The 19,533-nt window shown below is 39.5% G+C and carries 9 protein-coding genes and 1 pseudogene; 8 read left to right on the top strand and 2 right to left on the bottom strand.

Features of this window, described 5'->3' with window-relative positions:
* Both L655_RS1000000127385 and topA read left to right on the top strand, forming a co-directional pair.
* Window positions 1-1,894: pseudogene (locus L655_RS1000000127385) on the top strand (hypothetical protein); the annotation flags it as partial.
* Between the two features lie 260 nt (window positions 1,895-2,154).
* The gene (gene topA / locus L655_RS0102315; protein WP_024603974.1) at window positions 2,155-4,863 is read left to right on the top strand and encodes a type I DNA topoisomerase; all 2,709 of its coding nucleotides are present in this window, start codon (window positions 2,155-2,157) and stop codon (window positions 4,861-4,863) included.
* A 357-nt stretch (window positions 4,864-5,220) separates the two neighbouring features.
* On the opposite strand, the gene L655_RS0102320 is transcribed toward topA, so the two are convergent.
* Together L655_RS0102320 and L655_RS0102325 are read right to left on the bottom strand one after the other, a co-directional pair.
* Window positions 5,221-5,463: a hypothetical protein gene (locus L655_RS0102320; RefSeq protein ID WP_002959734.1), complete on the bottom strand. Its 243-nt coding sequence runs from the start codon at window positions 5,461-5,463 to the stop codon at window positions 5,221-5,223.
* A gap of 511 nt (window positions 5,464-5,974) precedes the next feature.
* Entirely contained in the window at window positions 5,975-7,597 is a 1,623-nt protein-coding gene (locus L655_RS0102325; protein WP_024603975.1) for an alpha-glucosidase family protein, read from the bottom strand.
* 662 nt (window positions 7,598-8,259) lie between these two features.
* Between L655_RS0102325 and L655_RS0102330 the strand changes: the two genes are divergently transcribed.
* The 6 genes from L655_RS0102330 to L655_RS0102355 form a co-directional block, all read left to right on the top strand.
* Entirely contained in the window at window positions 8,260-11,064 is a 2,805-nt protein-coding gene (locus tag L655_RS0102330) for a TonB-dependent receptor (RefSeq protein ID WP_024603976.1), read from the top strand.
* A 109-nt stretch (window positions 11,065-11,173) separates the two neighbouring features.
* The gene (locus L655_RS0102335; RefSeq protein ID WP_024603977.1) at window positions 11,174-12,655 is read left to right on the top strand and encodes a tryptophan halogenase family protein; all 1,482 of its coding nucleotides are present in this window, start codon (window positions 11,174-11,176) and stop codon (window positions 12,653-12,655) included.
* A gap of 2 nt (window positions 12,656-12,657) precedes the next feature.
* Window positions 12,658-14,508 carry a glycoside hydrolase family 13 protein gene (locus L655_RS0102340; protein WP_024603978.1) on the top strand — a complete coding sequence of 617 codons (1,851 nt, stop codon included), beginning with the start codon at window positions 12,658-12,660 and terminating at the stop codon, window positions 14,506-14,508.
* A gap of 90 nt (window positions 14,509-14,598) precedes the next feature.
* On the top strand, window positions 14,599-16,458 hold the full coding sequence (locus tag L655_RS0102345; RefSeq protein WP_024603979.1) for an alpha-amylase family glycosyl hydrolase: 1,860 nt from the start codon (window positions 14,599-14,601) through the stop codon (window positions 16,456-16,458).
* Entirely contained in the window at window positions 16,451-17,956 is a 1,506-nt protein-coding gene (locus L655_RS0102350; protein ID WP_024603980.1) for an MFS transporter, read from the top strand. Before L655_RS0102345 ends, L655_RS0102350 begins: the two co-directional genes overlap by 8 nt.
* Before the next feature lie 10 nt (window positions 17,957-17,966).
* Window positions 17,967-19,533: glycoside hydrolase family 15 protein (locus L655_RS0102355; RefSeq protein ID WP_024603981.1), on the top strand; the 1,567-nt coding region annotated here is incomplete at its 3' end.

Consider the following 19,533-nt stretch of genomic DNA (forward strand, 5'->3'; position numbering starts at 1 on the left):
GGCTGCCGCAGTAAGCTCGATTGAATTTGTTGAAGCATCAGAAAATGTAATTGCACTAAAAGGGACTGGTGGAGTTTCTCGTAAAGAAATCAGCCAACTTACATTCAAATTAACAGATGAAATAGGTAATACTGCTAAGCAAAAGCGCTTAGACTTTCGTTTAAGCTCGACTAATGGTGGCATCTCACTTTCTGAAGTTACAGATGCAACCGGTTATTCGCATGCTAGTGTTTCAACAGACTCTGAAGGTTTAGCACGTATTCAAGTGAACTCTGGTTTTGTTCCTCAGGCTGTGCGTGTGCAAGCTTGCTACATCCCAGATGAACTTATTCCAGCTGACCAAAACGACAACGTTACATGCTGGAAAGAACTTTATGATGAGTGTCTTCTTGATGACGCAGAGCGTGATATCAATGTTTCATGTCCAACCGGAGAACTCTCATTAGTTTCATTAGATGAGCAAGTAATAACAGTATCTGATTTAGTTTCGATTAGTTCGGGTTTACCTGATGGCAATAGTTTCACTGCTGCACCAACTAACTTCAATATTGAAGCGTTAAATTATACCGGTGATATTGAAGAAGTTAATGTTTATTTAGCTGATCATTTTAACAACCCTGTTCCTGATGGTACATCGGTATACTTAACAACTGAAGGGGGTGCTATTGGTACCATTGATGGTACAGAATTTAATGCGCAGCTAGAGTGTAATACAGTCGACGGTCAGTGCGTTGCTCAATGGCGTTCACAAAACCCAAAACCATTCACAGATGCAAAATGGGGTAATACAATTAACAGTATTAACCCTAAAACTAATGAACTTAACTGTGATCTTTACTTTGGTTCTGCAGCACCTTGTATGGCCGGTATTTTAAATGCTGCTTTCAATGAAAATGGCGTCCCTCTTGGTGGTCGTGCAACAGTGCTTGTTACCGCTAAAGGTCAAGAATCTTTCATTGACATTAACGGAAATGGGCGTTTTGATACCAACGAATATTATAGTGGTTATGATCTAACAGAGGCATTTATCGATCACAATGAAAATGGTGTTTATGATGGCTTAGCGGGTATTTATGATCCTGTTACAGCGACAGTGATAAAAGCCGCTGATAACTGTCAAGAAGGCGATAGTGATGATCCATGTAGCCCAGAGAATACAAATGCTGGGCATTTTGAAGAAAACTGGGATATTGATCTCAATGGCATGCACACGCTAGCTGATGAAAAATACAATGGTTTAGTATGTAAAGCAGAAGCAACAACACCAACAGAAGGTGACACATTTGAAAGCCTTTGTACTAAAGAACTAGTTGATATTCGTGATTCTTTTGAAATCATTATGTCGGGTAGTACCGCATACAGTAGATTTGTGGTCACAAAAAGTGAGTTACGTTATCGCTTTGCTGAAGCATTAGAAGAAACAGTTATAGATGATCCTACAGTATTTACTGATAATGCTATGCAGCTCGGACAGGATATCGAAGAGTGTAATAATATCTATCGTCAGGCTGACACTCAGTCTGGCGCTATTATCTTGCGCTTAGAAGCAACCGATAACACAGATTACTGTGATGTAGGTTCTATCAACATTACTACTGCAGATTTAGGGAATCAGCTATCAGCATTAACTTTCGCTGTTTACTACTCTGATATATATAATAACCCAATGCCTACAGGTACCAGTGTAGCTATATCTGCTGATAATGGTGAGTACAGCGGTACAGACGGTTTTGATATTCGCAATTCAAGTGCAACGTTTGCATTTGGTGAAGCTCTATCAATTAGCCGCGAAGCAGAAGGAAATGATAAAACGGAAGGCTTCTTAACCGTTGAGTTTACGACTGGTAAAGGCAACATTTCGACAGCTCAAATTGCAATAAGTGATGATAGTTGATTGCTAATGAGTAGTTTAAAATAAAAAATGCCAACCTTTAGGTTGGCATTTTTGTTTCTGTTCTATATATTCCACATCAATTAATCTAAAAACACCTGTTTGTTTAATTTAACGACAAAAATTGTTCGTTTATTCAGTAAATACTGAAAAGTTTGTATTAAAAGCTTGTAACAACTAGTGTTTGTAGATATACCTATAAATATTCGCGCCGCTTATGTCGGCAAAACACATTTTTAATATTTGGTTAGAAATAGGCAACTATGGGCAAATCGCTAGTAATTGTAGAGTCACCTGCTAAGGCTAAAACAATTAATAAATATTTAGGTAATGACTTCATCGTAAAGTCCAGTATTGGGCATGTACGTGATTTACCTACTTCAGGTTCGAGCAAAGCTAAAGTGCCGGCAACTAAAACGCCAGCAGAAGTTCGCAAAATGGAACCTGAAGAGAAAGCAGCGTATAAAAAGCAACGAGATTATACTAACCTGGTCGCGCGCATGGGTATTGATCCTGAGCAAGGTTGGGAGCCGCATTACGAAATACTGCCTGGTAAAGAAAAAGTTGTTCAAGAATTACAAAAGCTGGCTGAAAATGCAGACCAAATATATCTCGCAACGGATTTGGATAGAGAAGGGGAAGCAATTGCTTGGCACCTTCAAGAAATCATTGGTGGTGATCCTGCTAAGTATAAGCGCGTAGTTTTTAACGAAATTACTAAAAACGCAATACAGCAAGCGTTTGAAACACCTGGCGAGCTTAATACTGATATGGTTTATGCTCAGCAAACACGTCGCTTTTTAGACCGTGTTGTTGGCTTTATGGTATCACCTTTATTATGGGCAAAAGTGGCCCGCGGACTTTCTGCAGGACGAGTTCAGTCTGTTGCGGTACGTTTATTAGTAGAGCGTGAGCGTGAAATTAAGGCGTTTATTCCTGAAGAATTTTGGGATATTCACGCTGACGTTAAAAATGCTGAGTCTGAGTTACGTTTAGAAGTAGCCAAACAAGCAGGAAAGCCTTTTAAGCCTGTAAATGAAGCTCAGGCTAGCGCAGCGGTTAAAAGCCTTGAGAATGCAGAATACAAAGTAATTTGTGTTGAAGAAAAACCAAGTAAAAGTCGCCCAAGTGCACCATTAATTACTTCAACCATGCAGCAAGCGGCAAGTACACGTTTAGGTTATGGCGTTAAAAAGACCATGATGCTTGCTCAGCGTTTGTATGAAGGCGGTTATATTACGTATATGCGTACCGATTCAACTAATCTTTCAAAAGATGCCGTTGAAATGTGTCGTGAGTATGTAACAAACGAGTTTGGTGCTAAATACTTACCAAAAGATCCAATTAGCTACAGCTCCAAAGGCAATGCACAAGAAGCGCATGAGGCAATACGTCCTTCAAGCGTCACCGTGTTATCTGGTCATGTTGAAGGTGTAGACGCCGATGCTAAAAAGCTGTACGAGCTAATTTGGCGTCAGTTTGTAGCATGCCAAATGGTACCTGCTGAATACGATTTAACAACACTAACTGTTGCGGCTAACGACTTCCAGCTTAAAGCGAAAGGCCGTGTGCTCCGCTTTGATGGTTGGACAAAAGTACAACCTGCAATACGTAAGAAAAACGAAGAAGATCAATCACTACCGGCTGTTAAAGAAGGTGAGATCCTTACTTTAATCGAACTTGATCCCAAGCAACATTTTACTAAACCGCCAGCGCGCTTTAGTGAAGCAAGTTTAGTAAAAGAGCTCGAAAAACGCGGTATTGGTCGTCCATCTACTTATGCGTCGATTATATCAACGATTCAAGATCGTGGTTATGTACGTGTAGAAAACCGCCGTTTCTTCGCTGAAAAAATGGGTGAAATAGTTACCGATCGCTTGGTTGAAAATTTCACTGATTTAATGAACTTTGATTTTACAGCTAAAATGGAAGGCCGTTTAGATGATATCGCTGAAGGCGAGCGTGTATGGACTCAAGTTCTAGATAAGTTTTATGCTGATTTTTCAACGCAATTAACTGTTGCTAAAGACGAGCCAGAGAACGGTGGCATGCGTCTTAACGAGATGGTTGAAACCGATATTGAATGTCCTACATGTAGCCGCAAAATGGGCATACGTACGGCTTCAACCGGTGTTTTCTTAGGGTGTACTGGTTACAGCCTTCCGCCAAAAGAGCGTTGTACAACAACAATGAACTTAGTGTCGGGCGATGAAGCGGTTGCTGCTGATGTCGAAGACGTAGAAACCGAAAAATTAATGAAGATGAAGCGTTGTCCTATTTGTGAAACTGCAATGGACTCATACCTAATTGACGAAACCCGTAAACTACATGTGTGTGGTAATAACCCAGCATGTAAAGGGCATATAGTTGAAGAAGGTACCTTTAAAATTAAAGGCTACGACGGACCAATTATCGAATGTGATAAGTGCGGTTCTGACATGGAGCTTAAATCGGGTCGCTTTGGTAAGTACTTTGGTTGTAATAACGACGAGTGTAAGAACACACGTAAGTTACTTAAAAATGGCGAGGCTGCTCCACCAAAAGAAGATCCTGTTCACATTACTGAATTAGAGTGTGAAAAGTCAGATGCGTATTTTGTTTTACGTGATGGCGCTGCGGGTATATTTTTAGCCGCAAATACTTTTCCTAAGTCACGTGAAACACGTGCACCTAAGGTTGAAGAACTAAAACGCTTTAGAGACCGCATTTCGCCTAAGTTTTATTATTTAGCAGATGCACCAGCTAAAGATCCTGATGGTAATCTTGCTGTTGTACGCTATAGCCGTAAAAATAAATCTCAGTATGTTATGACTGAAGTTGACGGTAAAGCTACCGGCTGGACTGCTCATTATGAGGCAGGTAAATGGACAGAAGAAGCGAAGAAAAAAGCAGCGCCTAAAAAGAAAGCAGCTGCAAAAAAGGCACCAGCTAAAGCTAAGCCTAAAGCGAAAGCTAAAAAAGAAGATGAATAAGCTCGTTATTGCTTATTCATAGCTTTTGTAGATTTAAAAAGTCATAAAAAAACCGGAATGCACAGCTTGTGTCTATTCCGGTTTTTTTGTGCCTAGTTGAATGCTTTCGCAACGGCTTTATTAGCAGTACATTCACCTAAGCGTGTTACCAATTTGATTAAAAACATGGTCATTTTAGCGTATTAAATAACTCAGTTACTGCGTTAAACACTATTCATATATGACTGCGTAGATGCAGAAAGTAGGCATTGCAGGGAGCAGCTGCCGAGAACAAATATATGTCATGCTTTTTCGCTTAGCTATTGAGCTATATTCTTAGCGCTATAATTGATCACTAATTAAATGTAATTGGTATAATTAAATCTTAACAGAAGATACTTTTTTATAGCCTTCAGATTCAAGCTCATCATTTACGCATTTTAATACGTAGGCATTTAGCTCTTCATTGCTTACGTCATCATCTTTAGCCCAGTTAACACACATTTCTGTGTATTCTTTTATCATTTCGGCTGAAGCTGTTGGCGCATCGTCTGCAACCGCGTAAGTCGCAGATACTGCAAATAGTGGTGCTACGATTAATGCTAGCAATGCTTTTTTCATTCGTTTATTCCTAAAAAAATGGTGTGATGACTGATTTACCCAGTTTAAGATTAGGTTTAAATCAGTAGTGCCCAATTCAGAACAACTCTGTTGGTATACTGATTTTTAATCGAAATTGAAATAAAAGATAACGAAATTTTTTTATCGTGAGGATGAGTAATTTACTTGTCGGTTTTTAAACTTTAGTAAGTACAGCATTACCAGCTGGAGTAATATATTTAGTAGCTACGAAAACCTGATTCTACGCTTTATATTAATAACCTTGGGTTCGTGTTAAGGAAAATTGATTTCTTAGATTCAAAAATGAAATGGATAAGCGTCATTGTTTATTTCTGCTATGAGGATATTTTAAGTTTGTAATATCAACCGTATTATTTGCTTTAACTGAATGTCTAAATGGTGAAACTAAAAGTCATTAGAATGCGTTAAATACAAAAAAGCCCAAGTGAATAGCTTGGGCTTTTTCGTGTGTAACGCGCTTACGTATACACTAAACGTAACTTTTGACTCATTAACACTGAGCGTAAAAACATGCGTAAGGCTCAAGTATTGTGGTGCCTCGGTCTAACTTTGCGCTGTGGTGGCTAAGCTCGGTGTATTCTTTAACGATTGATGTTGGCATATCAATACTTGTTTGCTTAGCGCTGAGATTGAACATACAAAGCATTCTTTGCTTTCCAAGCGTTCTATAAAAAGCAAGCACAGGCTCTGGCGTTTCTATAAATTCAATATCACCTTCAAGTAAAACTGTTTGGCCTTTTCGCCATGCCATAAACTCACGGTAGGCATTTAAAATTGAGTTGTTATCATCTGTTTGTATAGCTACTGATTGCTGCTTATGTGCATTATCAACGGGTAGCCAAGGTTTTACTTCACTAAAACCTGCATGAGATGAATCAGCTAGATCCCAAGGCATTGGTGTTCTACAGCCATCACGCCCTTTAAAATTAGGCCAAAATGTAATGCCGTATGGGTCTTGTAAATCTTCAAATGCCACACTTGCTTCACCCAGACCTAGCTCTTCACCTTGATACATACACACGCTGCCGCGAAGAGAAGCTAATAGGGCGGTTAGCATTTTACATTGTTGAGGGTTTACTTCGCCATTTTCGCTCCAGCGGCTCGCTACGCGCTCTACATCATGATTACTAAATGCCCAGCATGGCCAGCCTTCAGTCATACGTTGTTCTAGAGTTTGAACCGTAGTTCTAATATATTCACTTGAGTAATCATTTGTTAATAGCTCAAAGCTATAACCCATGTGCAGTTTGTCGCCACCTTGGGTGTACTGCGCCATTGTAGCTAATGAATCTTCTGATGAGATTTCGCCAAGCGATACAGTACCTGGGTATTTATTAAGTAATGTGCGAATATCTTGCATAAACTCAATATTTTCAGGCTGAGTATTATTGTAGTAATGGTACTGAAATGCATACGGATTATCTTCACTAAAACCACGACCCTGGCGCTTATCTTTTGGTTTAGCCGGATTATCACGTAATTGCGCGTCGTGATAGCAAAAATTAATTGCATCAAGCCTAAACCCATCAACGCCTTTTTTAAGCCAAAACTCAACATTATCAAGCACAGCTTTTCGAACATCTGGGTTATGAAAGTTAAGATCCGGTTGTTCGGTTAAAAAATTATGTAGGTAGTATTGCCCGCGACGAGGCTCCCACTGCCAAGCACCACCACCAAAAATAGACAGCCAATTATTAGGTGCTGTGCCGTCATCTTTGGCTTCAGCCCAAACATACCAATCCGCTTTATCGTTATTTTGATTTTCGCGGCTATCTGTAAACCATTGGTGTTGATCTGATGTATGGCTTAGTACTTGGTCAATTATAATTTTAATATTGCGATCATGGGCTTGGCTAATAAGTTCATCAAAATCGTTTAAATCACCAAAAAGCGGGTCAATGTCACGGTAGTCACTAATATCGTAGCCAAAGTCTTTCATTGGCGATTTGAAAAAAGGTGAAATCCAAATTGCATCAACGCCTAAGCTTTTAATGTAATCAATACGATTAATAATCCCTCTTAAATCACCAATGCCATCGTTGTTGCTATCTTGAAAGCTACGCGGATAAACTTGATAAATCACCGCACCTTTATACCACTGCTTTTGGGTCATGCTTTTCTCCGTCATTCCACACATTATTTAGACTATTTTTATTTGTGATTACGATTAATCACGTTATTTGCAAAAAGCATACGTGAAGCCTTTAATCCTGTAAAAAGTCTGCATACGTATGCACTAAAAATAATGCAATAAATTTATTAAAAATAAGTGGTTAGAGTGGCTTTAGTAGCGTTCATTTTGCGTATCTATTGTTTACCAATTACGTCAGTCATTGATTTATTAGTTAAATTGAATCTAACAGATTGTACTGTAAGGGAAATATATCCCAGGATCTATATTAAATGGTCTGACCAATTTAACGCTTGGTAAATGTGGAATAATTTAAACGTTATTTGACAGTGATAATTAACTTCACCTTGTTTACATTTAAGTAAAAGTGCCATTAAGTTTCAATAGAATTGATTTGACTATTGATGTTTGTCTTGTGTTTTTTATCTACTTTATTACCAATAAAATCAATTGGTTAAAAATAAACGTGTGTAATATGTGTTAATGTTAGGCTACATTGAAATTGTTGAATACGTATGCATAAAGTTGTTAATAAAATAAATCTGGCGTTAATATTCATCCTGACAACAAAATTAGCTCGCCTTGTTTAACTATCACTTAAACATTGAACGCGGGTATCACAATATGGGTAACGGGAAAACATTATGTCTATGTTCAAACCAAGTATATTAACTTTGGCATTAACAGCTGCAGGCTTATCGAGCTTTGCTACACAGGCTGCTCAAGAAGATACAATAAAAAAAGATGATGTAGAAGTTATCGAAGTTAAAGGCTTTCGTGGCAGTGTGGTTGAGTCTATTAACACAAAACGCTTCTCTACACAGGTTGTAGAATCTATATCGGCTGAAGATATTGGCAAATTGCCAGATTCTTCAATTGCTGAATCGATTGCGCGTTTACCCGGTTTAACAGCTCAGCGCTTAGACGGCCGAGCAAGTCGTGTCTCTATTCGTGGTTTTGGCGAGAATGAAAGTGGCACAACGTTTAATGGTCGTGAACAAGTATCGATTGGTGATAACCGTGGTGTAGAGTTTGACCTTTACCCATCAGAAATAATGAGCGGTGTAACTGTTTATAAAACGCCAAATGCAAGTATTGATGCTGAGGGTATTGCTGGTGTTATTAATATGCAAACAGTTCGTCCACTAAGTAAAGGCGAACGTGTTGTGCAAGTAAATGGGCAGTATGAGCAAACCAGCTTTGGTAAATTAAACCCTGACGGCAACGACGACGGTTACCGAGGCACTATTTCATACATTGACCAATTTGCAGACGATACCATTGGTGTTGCATTTGCACTAAACACCATGAGTTCACCAAACCAAGAAAAACGTTGGAACTCGTGGGGTTACCCAGAAAGAGAAGTAGATGGCCAAACATATTCAATTTTAGGTGGTGCTAAACCATTTGTACGTTCATCTACACTTGAACGTGACTCAGCAATGCTTGTTTTAGAAGCGGCGCCCACAGATAAACTAAATATGACGTTTGATGCATTGTATGTAGATTTTACAGATGAAAAAATCTTACGTGGTATTGAAGTTCCATTTGCATGGGGCCAAGGCTCAATTGACCCTGCAAGCGTAGTTGTAGATGGCGCAAGCGGCTTTGTTACCAGTGCGGTAACAAATGGCCAGCGCGTAATTGTGCGTAACGATTACGAAGAACGTGAAGCAGAATTAACCGCATTTGGTTTTAATACTAAATACGATATTGACGATTCATGGTCAGTTGAGTTTGATGCAAGTTACTCGCAAGTAGACCGTAAAATTTGGAGCCTTGAAAGTTATTCGGGCACAGGTCGCGGTGATACGCGTGGTGTTGCAGATAACCTAGGTTATACTTTTGATGGTGGTAATACTGGTGCTACGTTTACTCACGATTTAGATTACAGTGATTACAGCTTAATTCAGTTAGGTGGACCTCTTTCTTGGGGCTCAAACAAGGCGTTGAATAATAAGTATGGCTTAATTGATGCAGATGGAAATGATATTTCTGGTTATAAAGATCAGGCACAAGATGGTTTCATTAATGCACCAACCATTGAAGATGAACTATCTACATTAAAGCTGGCGGCATCTAAAGTATTAGAAAACGAATACTTCAGCTCAATTGAATTTGGTATGTCTTATAAAGAGCGCGAAAAAACAAAAGATTCGCAAGGCTTTTATATGACATTATCAGGATTTTCGCTTGCTAACCCAGGCATGCTAACTGTTCCAGAGCAATACCGGATGGGAAGTGTTGACCTAGGCTTTATTGGAATGGGTGACATGATTGCCTACGATGTTAATGGGTTAGTGAATGATGGTTATTATGCTTTAGTAGACCAAAGTTTAGCTGATACAAGTCACTTAACTAAATCGTGGACAGTAAAAGAAGAAATTACCTCAGCGTTTGTGCAAGCTAATATTAATGCAGAAATAAATGGCTTAGCATTAACAGGTAATGTGGGGGTACGTTACGTTAATACCGATCAGTCTTCACAAAGTAACGCTTTTAATATGGATGACGATGGTAATATATTTGTAACTCCTACAGATATTAGTCACGATTATTCACATGTACTACCAAGCTTAAACTTATCACTTGCGATTGATGAGCAACAAACGATACGTTTTGGTGCTGCTAAAACAATTTCTCGTGCACGCTTAGATGAAATGAATTCATCAGTTAATGCATCATATAATCAAACACCAGATGAAAATGGAAACTATTGGTCTGTATCGGGTGGTAATCCTAGTCTAGAGCCTAAAGAAGCAACAGGCTACGATTTTACTTACGAGAATTACTTTAGTGATGAGGGTTACTTCTCTGCAGCGTTTTTCTATAAAGATTTAACTCAGTGGATTTTTGACGGTACTTACGCAATTGATATGTCGGGTGTCGCAGATCCATCTACCGGAGAATTACCAGCAACATCATCGGGTACTGGCAGTGGTAAAATAAATGGCGGCGGTGGCGATTTATATGGTTATGAGCTGTCACTGGCATTACCATTTAAAATTTTCCATCCGTCTCTTGAAGGTTTTGGTTTAATTGCCAGCCATACTGGTATTGAGTCTGATATTGAGGACCAAAACGGTAACGAATACGAACTACCTGGTCTTTCAGATAAAATTCAAAGCTTAACGGTTTACTACGAAATGAATGGTATTCAGCTGCGCACCAGCATGCGTAAACGCAGTGCCTTTAAAGGCGATGTATATGGTTTAGGCTTTGATACGGAACAAGTTGATATTTTAGGTGAAACTATTTGGGATGTTCAAGCGGGTTACGACTTTAGTGAAGCAGGTATAGAGAGCCTTGAAGGCTTATCAATTCAGTTCCAAGTACAAAACCTGACCGAAGAACCGTTTACGTCGCTTTCAGGCGACAATGCTTTACAAGTACGTGATTACCAAGATTACGGTCGCACTTACTTGTTAGGCTTTAGCTACAAGCTATAATAAAAACTGTGTGTAGAAGCCCTTGTAATTTGTGTTACAGGGGCTTTTTTATAGCTAGTTTACCTAACTTTTTAACCGTACTTAAATTTAATAAAACGTGGATAATAATATGAAACCAATAAAACACGTGGTAATTGCAGGCGGTGGTACCGCAGGCTGGATAACAGCAGCACTGCTTAATAAAGTGTTAGGTAAAGTAATTAATATCACACTAATAGAATCATCAGCTATTGGTACGGTAGGAGTGGGTGAAGCAACAATACCGCCTATTATTCAACTTAATAACGCGCTGGGTATAAACGAGCAAGATTTTATTAATGCCACTAATGCTTCAATAAAATTAGGTATAGAGTTCGAAAACTGGAAAACCCAATCGCATAGCTACATGCATGCGTTTGGCTCGTTTGGTAAAGATTTTCCCTTTTATAATTTTTGGTTAAAAGGCCAAGTTACGGGCTGCGAAGACGAACTATGGGATTTTTCACTCAATTACCAAGCGGCTAAACAGCATAGGTTTGCCCCTTTAAATACCATCCCAAATACTCAACTACCTGGGCTGAGTTACGCATATCATTTTGATGCGACGCTTTACGCTGAATATCTAAAAAAGTTGGCTATATCGCGCGGTGTTAAACATATAGATGCAAAAATAGACCATGTTGAACAATGCTATACAGGCAATATTAAAAGCCTAACACTTAATAACGATAGTCAAATTAGTGGTGATTTATTTATAGATTGCACCGGGCTGCGTGCCTTGTTAATTGAGCAAACACTTAATACAGGGTTTATTGATTGGTCTCATTACTTACCATGTGATAGTGCAGTGGCTGTTCAAACGCAAAGTACCAATGAGCTAAAACCTTATACGCGATCTATTGCACATAGTGCTGGTTGGCAATGGCAAATACCACTGCAAAATCGTATTGGCAATGGCCTTGTTTATTGCAGTAGATACTTGTCAGATGATGATGCTAAGCAGTTACTGCTAAAAAGCTTACCCGCTGAGTCAATTACAGAGCCCCGTATTATAAAATTCAAAACAGGTCGGCGCTTAAAGCAATGGCATAAAAATGTGGTGTCGGTTGGCCTCTCAAGTGGATTTTTAGAGCCGCTTGAGTCAACCAGTATTCATTTAATTCAAACTGCGGTTACACGCTTAATTAAACTATTTCCACATAATGGCATTAGTGATGCGTTAGTAACGGAGTTTAATAAACAAAGCGTTATTGAAATAGAGCATATACGCGATTTTATTATTTTGCATTATAAACTCACCGAGCGAGAAGATACCCCGTTTTGGCGTCAATGCATGCAAATGGATATACCAAATTCCCTTACCCATAAACTGAGTTTATTTAAACAAACAGGCAAAGTAGTGCGGGAAGACGATGAGCTATTCGCTGAGGTTGCTTGGCAGCAAGTCATGATTGGGCAAGGACTTATCCCTAATGACTATAACAGTATTGTTGATTCGCTAAGTGATGATCAACTGAGCGATTTATTCTCTACTTTAAAAACATTGATAAACTCAACAGTTGCGCAGCTACCAACTCACCAGAATTTTTTAGCCAGCATTAAAAAGGTATAACAATGCGATTTTTAAACACACTTTTACTAGTAAGCGCATGTAGCTTACCAAGCTTTAGTTATGCACTTAATGTAGAGCCTGCCAATTGGTGGGTCGGAATGAATAAAAATAACATTACAGTACTCGTGCATGAGCAAAATATAGCTAACGAAGAATTTAAATTAGATAAGTATAAAGGGGTTGAACTTAATAACGTAACACGTACCGACAACCCTAATTATGCTTTCCTTCATTTAAATATTAGCGATAACGCCAAAGCAGGAACGCTCAAGTTTAACAGCACTAATACAGCGCATAGCTTTGAGTTTCCTTTATTTACCCGAGATAAAAATAGCGCGCAACGCCAAGGTTTCACAAGTGCAGATGCTTTATATTTAATTAACCCAGATCGCTTTGTAAATGGCGACTCCACAAATGACACCGTTAAAAGCATGCTAGAAGCTGTAAATCCAGGTTTTAAAGGCGGGCGACATGGAGGGGATATTCAAGGTGTTATTAATGCGCTGCCGTATTTAAATAATCTAGGCGTGACACAGCTTTGGCTAACACCTGTGCTTGAAAACAACATGCCTGATTACTCTTATCATGGTTACGCGATTACAGACTTTTACAACGTTGATCCACGTATGGGTTCAAACCAGTTGTATAAAACGTTATCAATAAAGGCTAAAGAGCAGGGCATTGGGCTTGTTATGGATATGGTGCTTAATCACTTTGGTGCTGAGCACCCGTGGATGAAGGATAAACCAACTCAAGATTGGATTAACTTTAATGGGCAGTTTGAAAATGGTAAAAATGCCACAAGCCATGCGCGCCAAACAATTCAAGATCCACACGCAAGTAACTACGATAAACGCCAGTTTAGCGATGGTTGGTTTGTCGCTAGCATGCCCGATTTAAACCAGCGCCAACCATTATTAAATGAGTATTTAATTCAAAATGCAATTTGGTGGATTGAATACGCAGATTTAAGCGGTATTCGAGTTGATACTTACTCTTACTCAGACAAAGCATTTTTAAGTGATTGGACCAAGGCCATTATGGATGAATACCCACACTTTAATATTGTTGGCGAAGAGTGGACTTCAAACCCTGCAATAGCGTCGTATTGGCAGCGCGGTAAAGTAAATCAAGATGGGTATGTGTCAAGCTTACCCAGTGTGATGGACTTTTCGTTGCAAGAGGCGGTAATTCGAGCTTTAAATGAAGATGAAAGTTGGAGCACAGGCTGGGTTAAAGTATATCAGTCATTAGCTAACGATTTTTTATACCCAGACACCAATAACATTATGGTGTTTGCTGATAACCACGATATGAGCCGTTTATATACGGAATTTGGGCAAGACTTAGCTAAAACTAAAATGGCGATGACTTTGTTTTTAACAACGCGCGGCATTGCTCAAATATATTATGGAACCGAAATATTATTGGATAATACGCCGAGTAAAGATCATGGTGATATACGCATTGATTTTCCAGGTGGGTTCAAAAATCAAAACGCTAATGCGTTTACTGGAGTCGGGTTAAGTAAAAATCAGCGCGATATGCACAAGACTATAAGCACGCTACTTAACTTTAGAAAGCAAAGCCCGGCGCTTGCAAAGGGTAAGCTCGTTCATTTCAGTCCGAACAATGGTGTTTATAGTTATGCTCGCGTTAGTGATACGCAAACAGTATTAGTTTTTATGAATAAAAACAAAGTAACACAAAAGCATAATCTTGATTACATGCAAGAAGTTATACCAAAAAATGCCAATGTGCAGGCATTATTCACACAACACACTTTTAAACTAACTAACAGTATTAACTTAGAGCCAATGACTGCTACGGTATTAGTGATTAATACGCCGTGAATGTTTAAGTGAATACGTATGCAGCAACTGTATGGTTGCTGCAGATATCTTTAGTATAAAGCTATAACACTACTGACAAAAAGACACACAATGAAAAAATCAGTTTATGTACCCGCATTACTGTGTAGCGCACTTATAACAAGTGCGTGCTCAGACAATAATGAAACCGAACAACAGCAAGCGCCTAAACAGGCACAAAATGAGTTAACAAAGCCTGTTGTATACCAAGTATTTACACGCTTATTTGGTAACACACAGACCGCGAATGTGCCCTGGGGTACAAAAGAGCAAAATGGCGTAGGTAAATTTACCGACTTTAACGATGCTGCACTTAAAGGTATTAAAGAATTGGGTACGACCCATGTTTGGTATACCGGTGTTTTACATCATGCGCTAGTGGGCGATTATACCGAGTATGGGATTACGCAAGACGACCCTGATGTAGTTAAAGGCCGTGCAGGTTCACCTTATGCAATAAAAGATTACTACGACGTAAACCCAGATTTAGCCATAAATGTGACTAATAGAATGGGTGAGTTTAGTGATCTGATTGAGCGCACTCATGAGCATGGCATGAAAGTGGTTATAGATATTGTACCTAACCATGTGGCTCGTAATTATAAATCAGTAGCAAAACCCAAAGGAATAAAAGACTTTGGTGAGCAAGACGACACCAGCAAAGAGTACGATAAAAATAATAACTTTTATTATGTACCAGGTCAGTCTTTTCAGGTTCCAACATCACAAAGCTATACAGTTTTAGGGGGTAATACTCACCCTTTAGCTGACGGTTTTTTTGATGAAACGCCAGCGAAATGGACGGGGAATGGCGCGCGTGCACCCAAGCCAGATATTAACGATTGGTACGAAACCGTAAGAGTGAATTATGGCGTTAAGCCTGATGGCAGCTATGACTTTCCTGTATTACCTAAAGAGTTAGAAAACCAAGATTATCGCGCTCATTATGCGTTTTGGCAAAATAAGGAACTGCCTAATAGCTGGTATAAATTTAGAGATATCACTCTTTACTGGCTTGATAAAGGCGTTGATGGTTTTAGGTACGATATGGCCGAAATGGTGCCGGTTGAATTTTGGAGCTTTTTAAATTCATCAATAAAAATGCAAAAGCCCGATGCGTTTTTATTGGCTGAAGTTTACAACCCACAAATGTACAGAGCGTATATTCAGCAAGGAAAAATGGATTACTTGTATGACAAAGTCGGCTTTTACGACACATTAAAAGCCATTATGCAGAATAAGCAAGCTGCCAATACTATTTTTGCAGCCCAAAGCCAAGTTACTGATATTGAAGCGCACATGCTGCACTTTTTAGAAAATCACGACGAACAACGCATTGCTAGCCCTGATTTTGCAGGTGATGCACGCTGGGGGAAACCAGCAATGGTAGTTTCTAGCTTAATTAGTCGCGCACCCACTTTATTATATTTTGCCCAAGATGTGGGAGAGGACGGATCTGAAAACGCAGGTTTTGGAACGCCTACTCGCACCAGCATTTTTGATTACATTGGTGTACCAGCGCATCAAGCATGGATGAATAAAGGCAAATTTGACGGCGCTAACTTAACGAGCGAACAAGCATCACTTCGTGATTATTATAAAGCAATAATGGCTCTTAATAGTTTACCCGCTGTTGTAGGTGGAACCATGACAGCGCTTTCGGTTAGTGGTAGCGAGCGCGTTGTTGGTTTTGTACGCACGCTGGGACAGCAATCTATTTATGTTTTTAGTAATTTTAGTGGGGAGCCACAAACGGTATTAATTAATTTAACACCAGAGCAAGCAAATACCTTTGAGCGAAATAAACCGCTACACGACTTACTTGAACAAAAAACGGTAAAGATCATCACTGACAAAGAAGTTACAAAGCTTATGCTTTCGCTAGATGCATTTAGTAGCGCAGTTTTAACTAATAAGGCTAATCATGAATAATCAAAATAATAATTATGACAGCAACAAACCAAATCTAAGTTTTTGGCAAATATGGAATATGTGCTTTGGCTTTTTAGGCATTCAATTTGGTTTTGCACTACAAAACGGCAATGTGAGCCGTATTTTTCAAACCCTAGGCGCACAAGTTGATGATATTCCTATTTTATGGGTTGCAGCACCGCTAACAGGTTTAATAGTGCAACCAATAATTGGTTATTGGAGTGATAAAACATGGGGGCGTTTTGGTCGTCGACGTCCATTCTTTTTCATTGGGGCAGTACTTACTACTATCTCACTCTTTATCATGCCGCATTCACCAACCCTTTGGATTGCTGCAGGTATGTTGTGGATTATGGATGCATCAATCAACGTCACTATGGAACCTTTTAGAGCACTTGTAGGCGATAACCTGCCAGAAAAACAACGTGCTACGGGCTATGGCTTGCAAAGCTTTTTTATTGGTATTGGTGCGGTATTAGCCTCAGCACTACCATGGATGATGACCAATTGGTTTGACGTAAGTAATACCGCTGCGCCAGGGCAAATCCCTGAATCTGTTAAATATTCATTTTATTGGGGTGGGGTTGTATTGCTAGTTGCAGTTCTCTGGACAGTTATGCGAACCAAAGAATATAGCCCTGAGCAATTAGCTGCTTTTGAAAACCACACTGCCAAACCGACTAACATCGCATTAGTAGATATCAACTTCAATAAAGGTGCCATTATTTTTGTGGTGTTAGGTTTAGCAACACTTGCTTTAGTAATGGGTTTATCGCTTGAAAAAGAGTTATACCTACTTGCTGGTGGCTTACTAGCGTTTGGTATTGTGCAGTGGATAGCAAGCGCATTAAAGGCTGCTAACAAAATACAAGGCGGTTTTTACCAAGTAGTACAAGATGTATTTACCATGCCAGAGGCAATGAAGCAGCTTGCTTGGGTGCAGTTTTTTAGCTGGTTTACGTTATTTGCTATGTGGATATACACCACAGCAGCAGTAACAAGCTTTCATTACGGCAGCAGTGATGCAACAAGTAAAGCCTTTAACGATGGGGCTGATTGGGTCGGCATTTTATTTGCAGCTTACAATGGCTTTGCGGCTATTGCTGCTATGTGTATTCCGTTTTTAGTTAAAAAAATGGGATTAAAAGGCGCGCATTGCTTTAACTTATTACTAGGCGCATTGGGCCTTGCGAGCTTTATGTTTATAACAGATCCAAAAATGCTCCTTATTCCAATGATAGGCATTGGCTTTGCATGGGCTTCTATTTTATCGCTTCCTTATGCAATGTTAAGTAATGCACTACCGAGTAACAAAATGGGCGTGTATATGGGTATTTTTAACTTCTTTATTGTTATACCGCAATTGCTTGCCGCTAGTATTTTAGGGCTTATTTTACGCCACGTATTTTCTAATCAGCCTATTTACGCATTATTAATTGGTGCTGCATCATTCGTTGTTGCTGCAATTGCTGTAATGCGCGTTAAAAATTCAAACTAAGGGTCACACAATGAAAAAATATAACCTTATTACCACCGCTCTTTTAACTTTGGGTTTAACAGCCTGTGGTGCACAAAATACGAATAACGAAAATATTGACGCTACAGTTTCAGCCGCTCCTGGCGCACCAGGTGCTGAACCATTTTGGGCTTACGCGGGTAAAAACGGAATTGGTACTTCTTTTGAGCAATACCAAAACGGCCAGTATAGTAACAACGCTGCGACAGGTGAAGTATCAAAAGTATGGTTTTCAATTGCTAAAGGTATGATCACCGAAACTATGTTTGGACTCATTCACCAAGCACAAATCAAAGATATGCAGTTTGTAGTAACCGGTAAAGACTTTACAGTCACTGAAGCTGACGACTTAGACGTTACAATTGATTACTTACATAAAGACGATAAAGGTAGACCACTATCGCTTGCTTACAAAGTAACAAGCACAGATAAGCAAGGGCGTTTTACCCTCGAAAAACACATATTCACCGATCCAGGCGGACAAACATTGTTTGTACGCAGTATTTTTAATACATCACTTAAAGGCGTGAGAGCGTATGTTGCTGTTAACCCTTATATAAACAACAACGGCTTAGGTGATTTTGCAAAAACCACTGAGCAAGGCTTAGTTGCCTGGGAAGACGATAACTTTTTAACGTTGCAATCATCTACGCCATTCAAAATGCAAAGTGTAGGCTTTACAGGTGTGAGCGATGGTATCACCTCACTTAAAAAACAACACACACTAAGCAAACAATATTCAAACACTGACGATAAGGCAGGTAACGTCACTCTGCTGGCAGAGCTTGGTAATATCGATAGTAATACCACATTTGATTTAGCACTAAGCTTTGGTAAAACTCAGCAGCAAAGCCATCAACAAGGTGCACAGAGCTTATCTAAAGGTTATCAAAATGTGCTTGATGCCTACAACGGTAAAGGTGAAGCGCTAGGCTGGGAAGATTATTTACAAAGCCTTGAGCCATTAAACGCCATGGTTAATCAAACAGCCGATGACGGTAAGCTACTTTATACCAGTGCAATGGTGCTAAAGGCACAAGAGGACAAAACCAATGCGGGTGCGCTCATTGCTTCACTTTCTAATCCTTGGGGTGAAACTGTTTCAGCCAAAGAGGGTTCTACAGGTTACAAAGCGGTATGGGTTCGTGACTTTTATCAAGTAGCTATGGCGTTTATGGCCTTAGGCGATACAGCCACTGCAAAAACGGCCTTCGAATACCTTGAAAAAGTACAAGTTACTAGCAAAACTCCCGGTAACAATGGCGACATTGGCTGGTTTTTACAAAAAACACATGTTGACGGTGAACTTGAATGGGTAGGGGTACAGCTAGATCAAACGGCTATGCCAATTATGCTCGCGTGGAAGTTACATCAAGCAAACGTACTAAGTGATAACGAACTTAAAGATTGGTACGCACGCATGCTAAAACCGGCAGCTGACTTTTTAGTTGATGGCGGAAGAGCTAAAATTTTATGGAACGACATGCAAATCACTCCACCTGCAACACAGCAAGAGCGCTGGGAAGAGCAAAGTGGTTATTCTCCCTCTACAACGGCTG

The organism is Pseudoalteromonas sp. TAE79 (genome assembly GCF_000498015.1).
Taxonomy (GTDB): domain Bacteria; phylum Pseudomonadota; class Gammaproteobacteria; order Enterobacterales; family Alteromonadaceae; genus Pseudoalteromonas.

Excerpts from the sequence above, each read along its gene's own strand:
- L655_RS0102345 (WP_024603979.1), top strand. The coding sequence starts at position 14,599 with ATGAAAAAATCAGTTTATGTACCCGCATTACTGTGTAGCGCACTTATA.
- topA (WP_024603974.1), top strand. The coding sequence starts at position 2,155 with ATGGGCAAATCGCTAGTAATTGTAGAGTCACCTGCTAAGGCTAAAACA.
- L655_RS0102350 (WP_024603980.1), top strand. The coding sequence starts at position 16,451 with ATGAATAATCAAAATAATAATTATGACAGCAACAAACCAAATCTAAGT.
- L655_RS0102320 (WP_002959734.1), bottom strand. The coding sequence starts at position 5,463 with ATGAAAAAAGCATTGCTAGCATTAATCGTAGCACCACTATTTGCAGTA.
- L655_RS0102330 (WP_024603976.1), top strand. The coding sequence starts at position 8,260 with ATGTCTATGTTCAAACCAAGTATATTAACTTTGGCATTAACAGCTGCA.
- L655_RS0102325 (WP_024603975.1), bottom strand. The coding sequence starts at position 7,597 with ATGACCCAAAAGCAGTGGTATAAAGGTGCGGTGATTTATCAAGTTTAT.
- L655_RS0102335 (WP_024603977.1), top strand. The coding sequence starts at position 11,174 with ATGAAACCAATAAAACACGTGGTAATTGCAGGCGGTGGTACCGCAGGC.
- L655_RS0102340 (WP_024603978.1), top strand. The coding sequence starts at position 12,658 with ATGCGATTTTTAAACACACTTTTACTAGTAAGCGCATGTAGCTTACCA.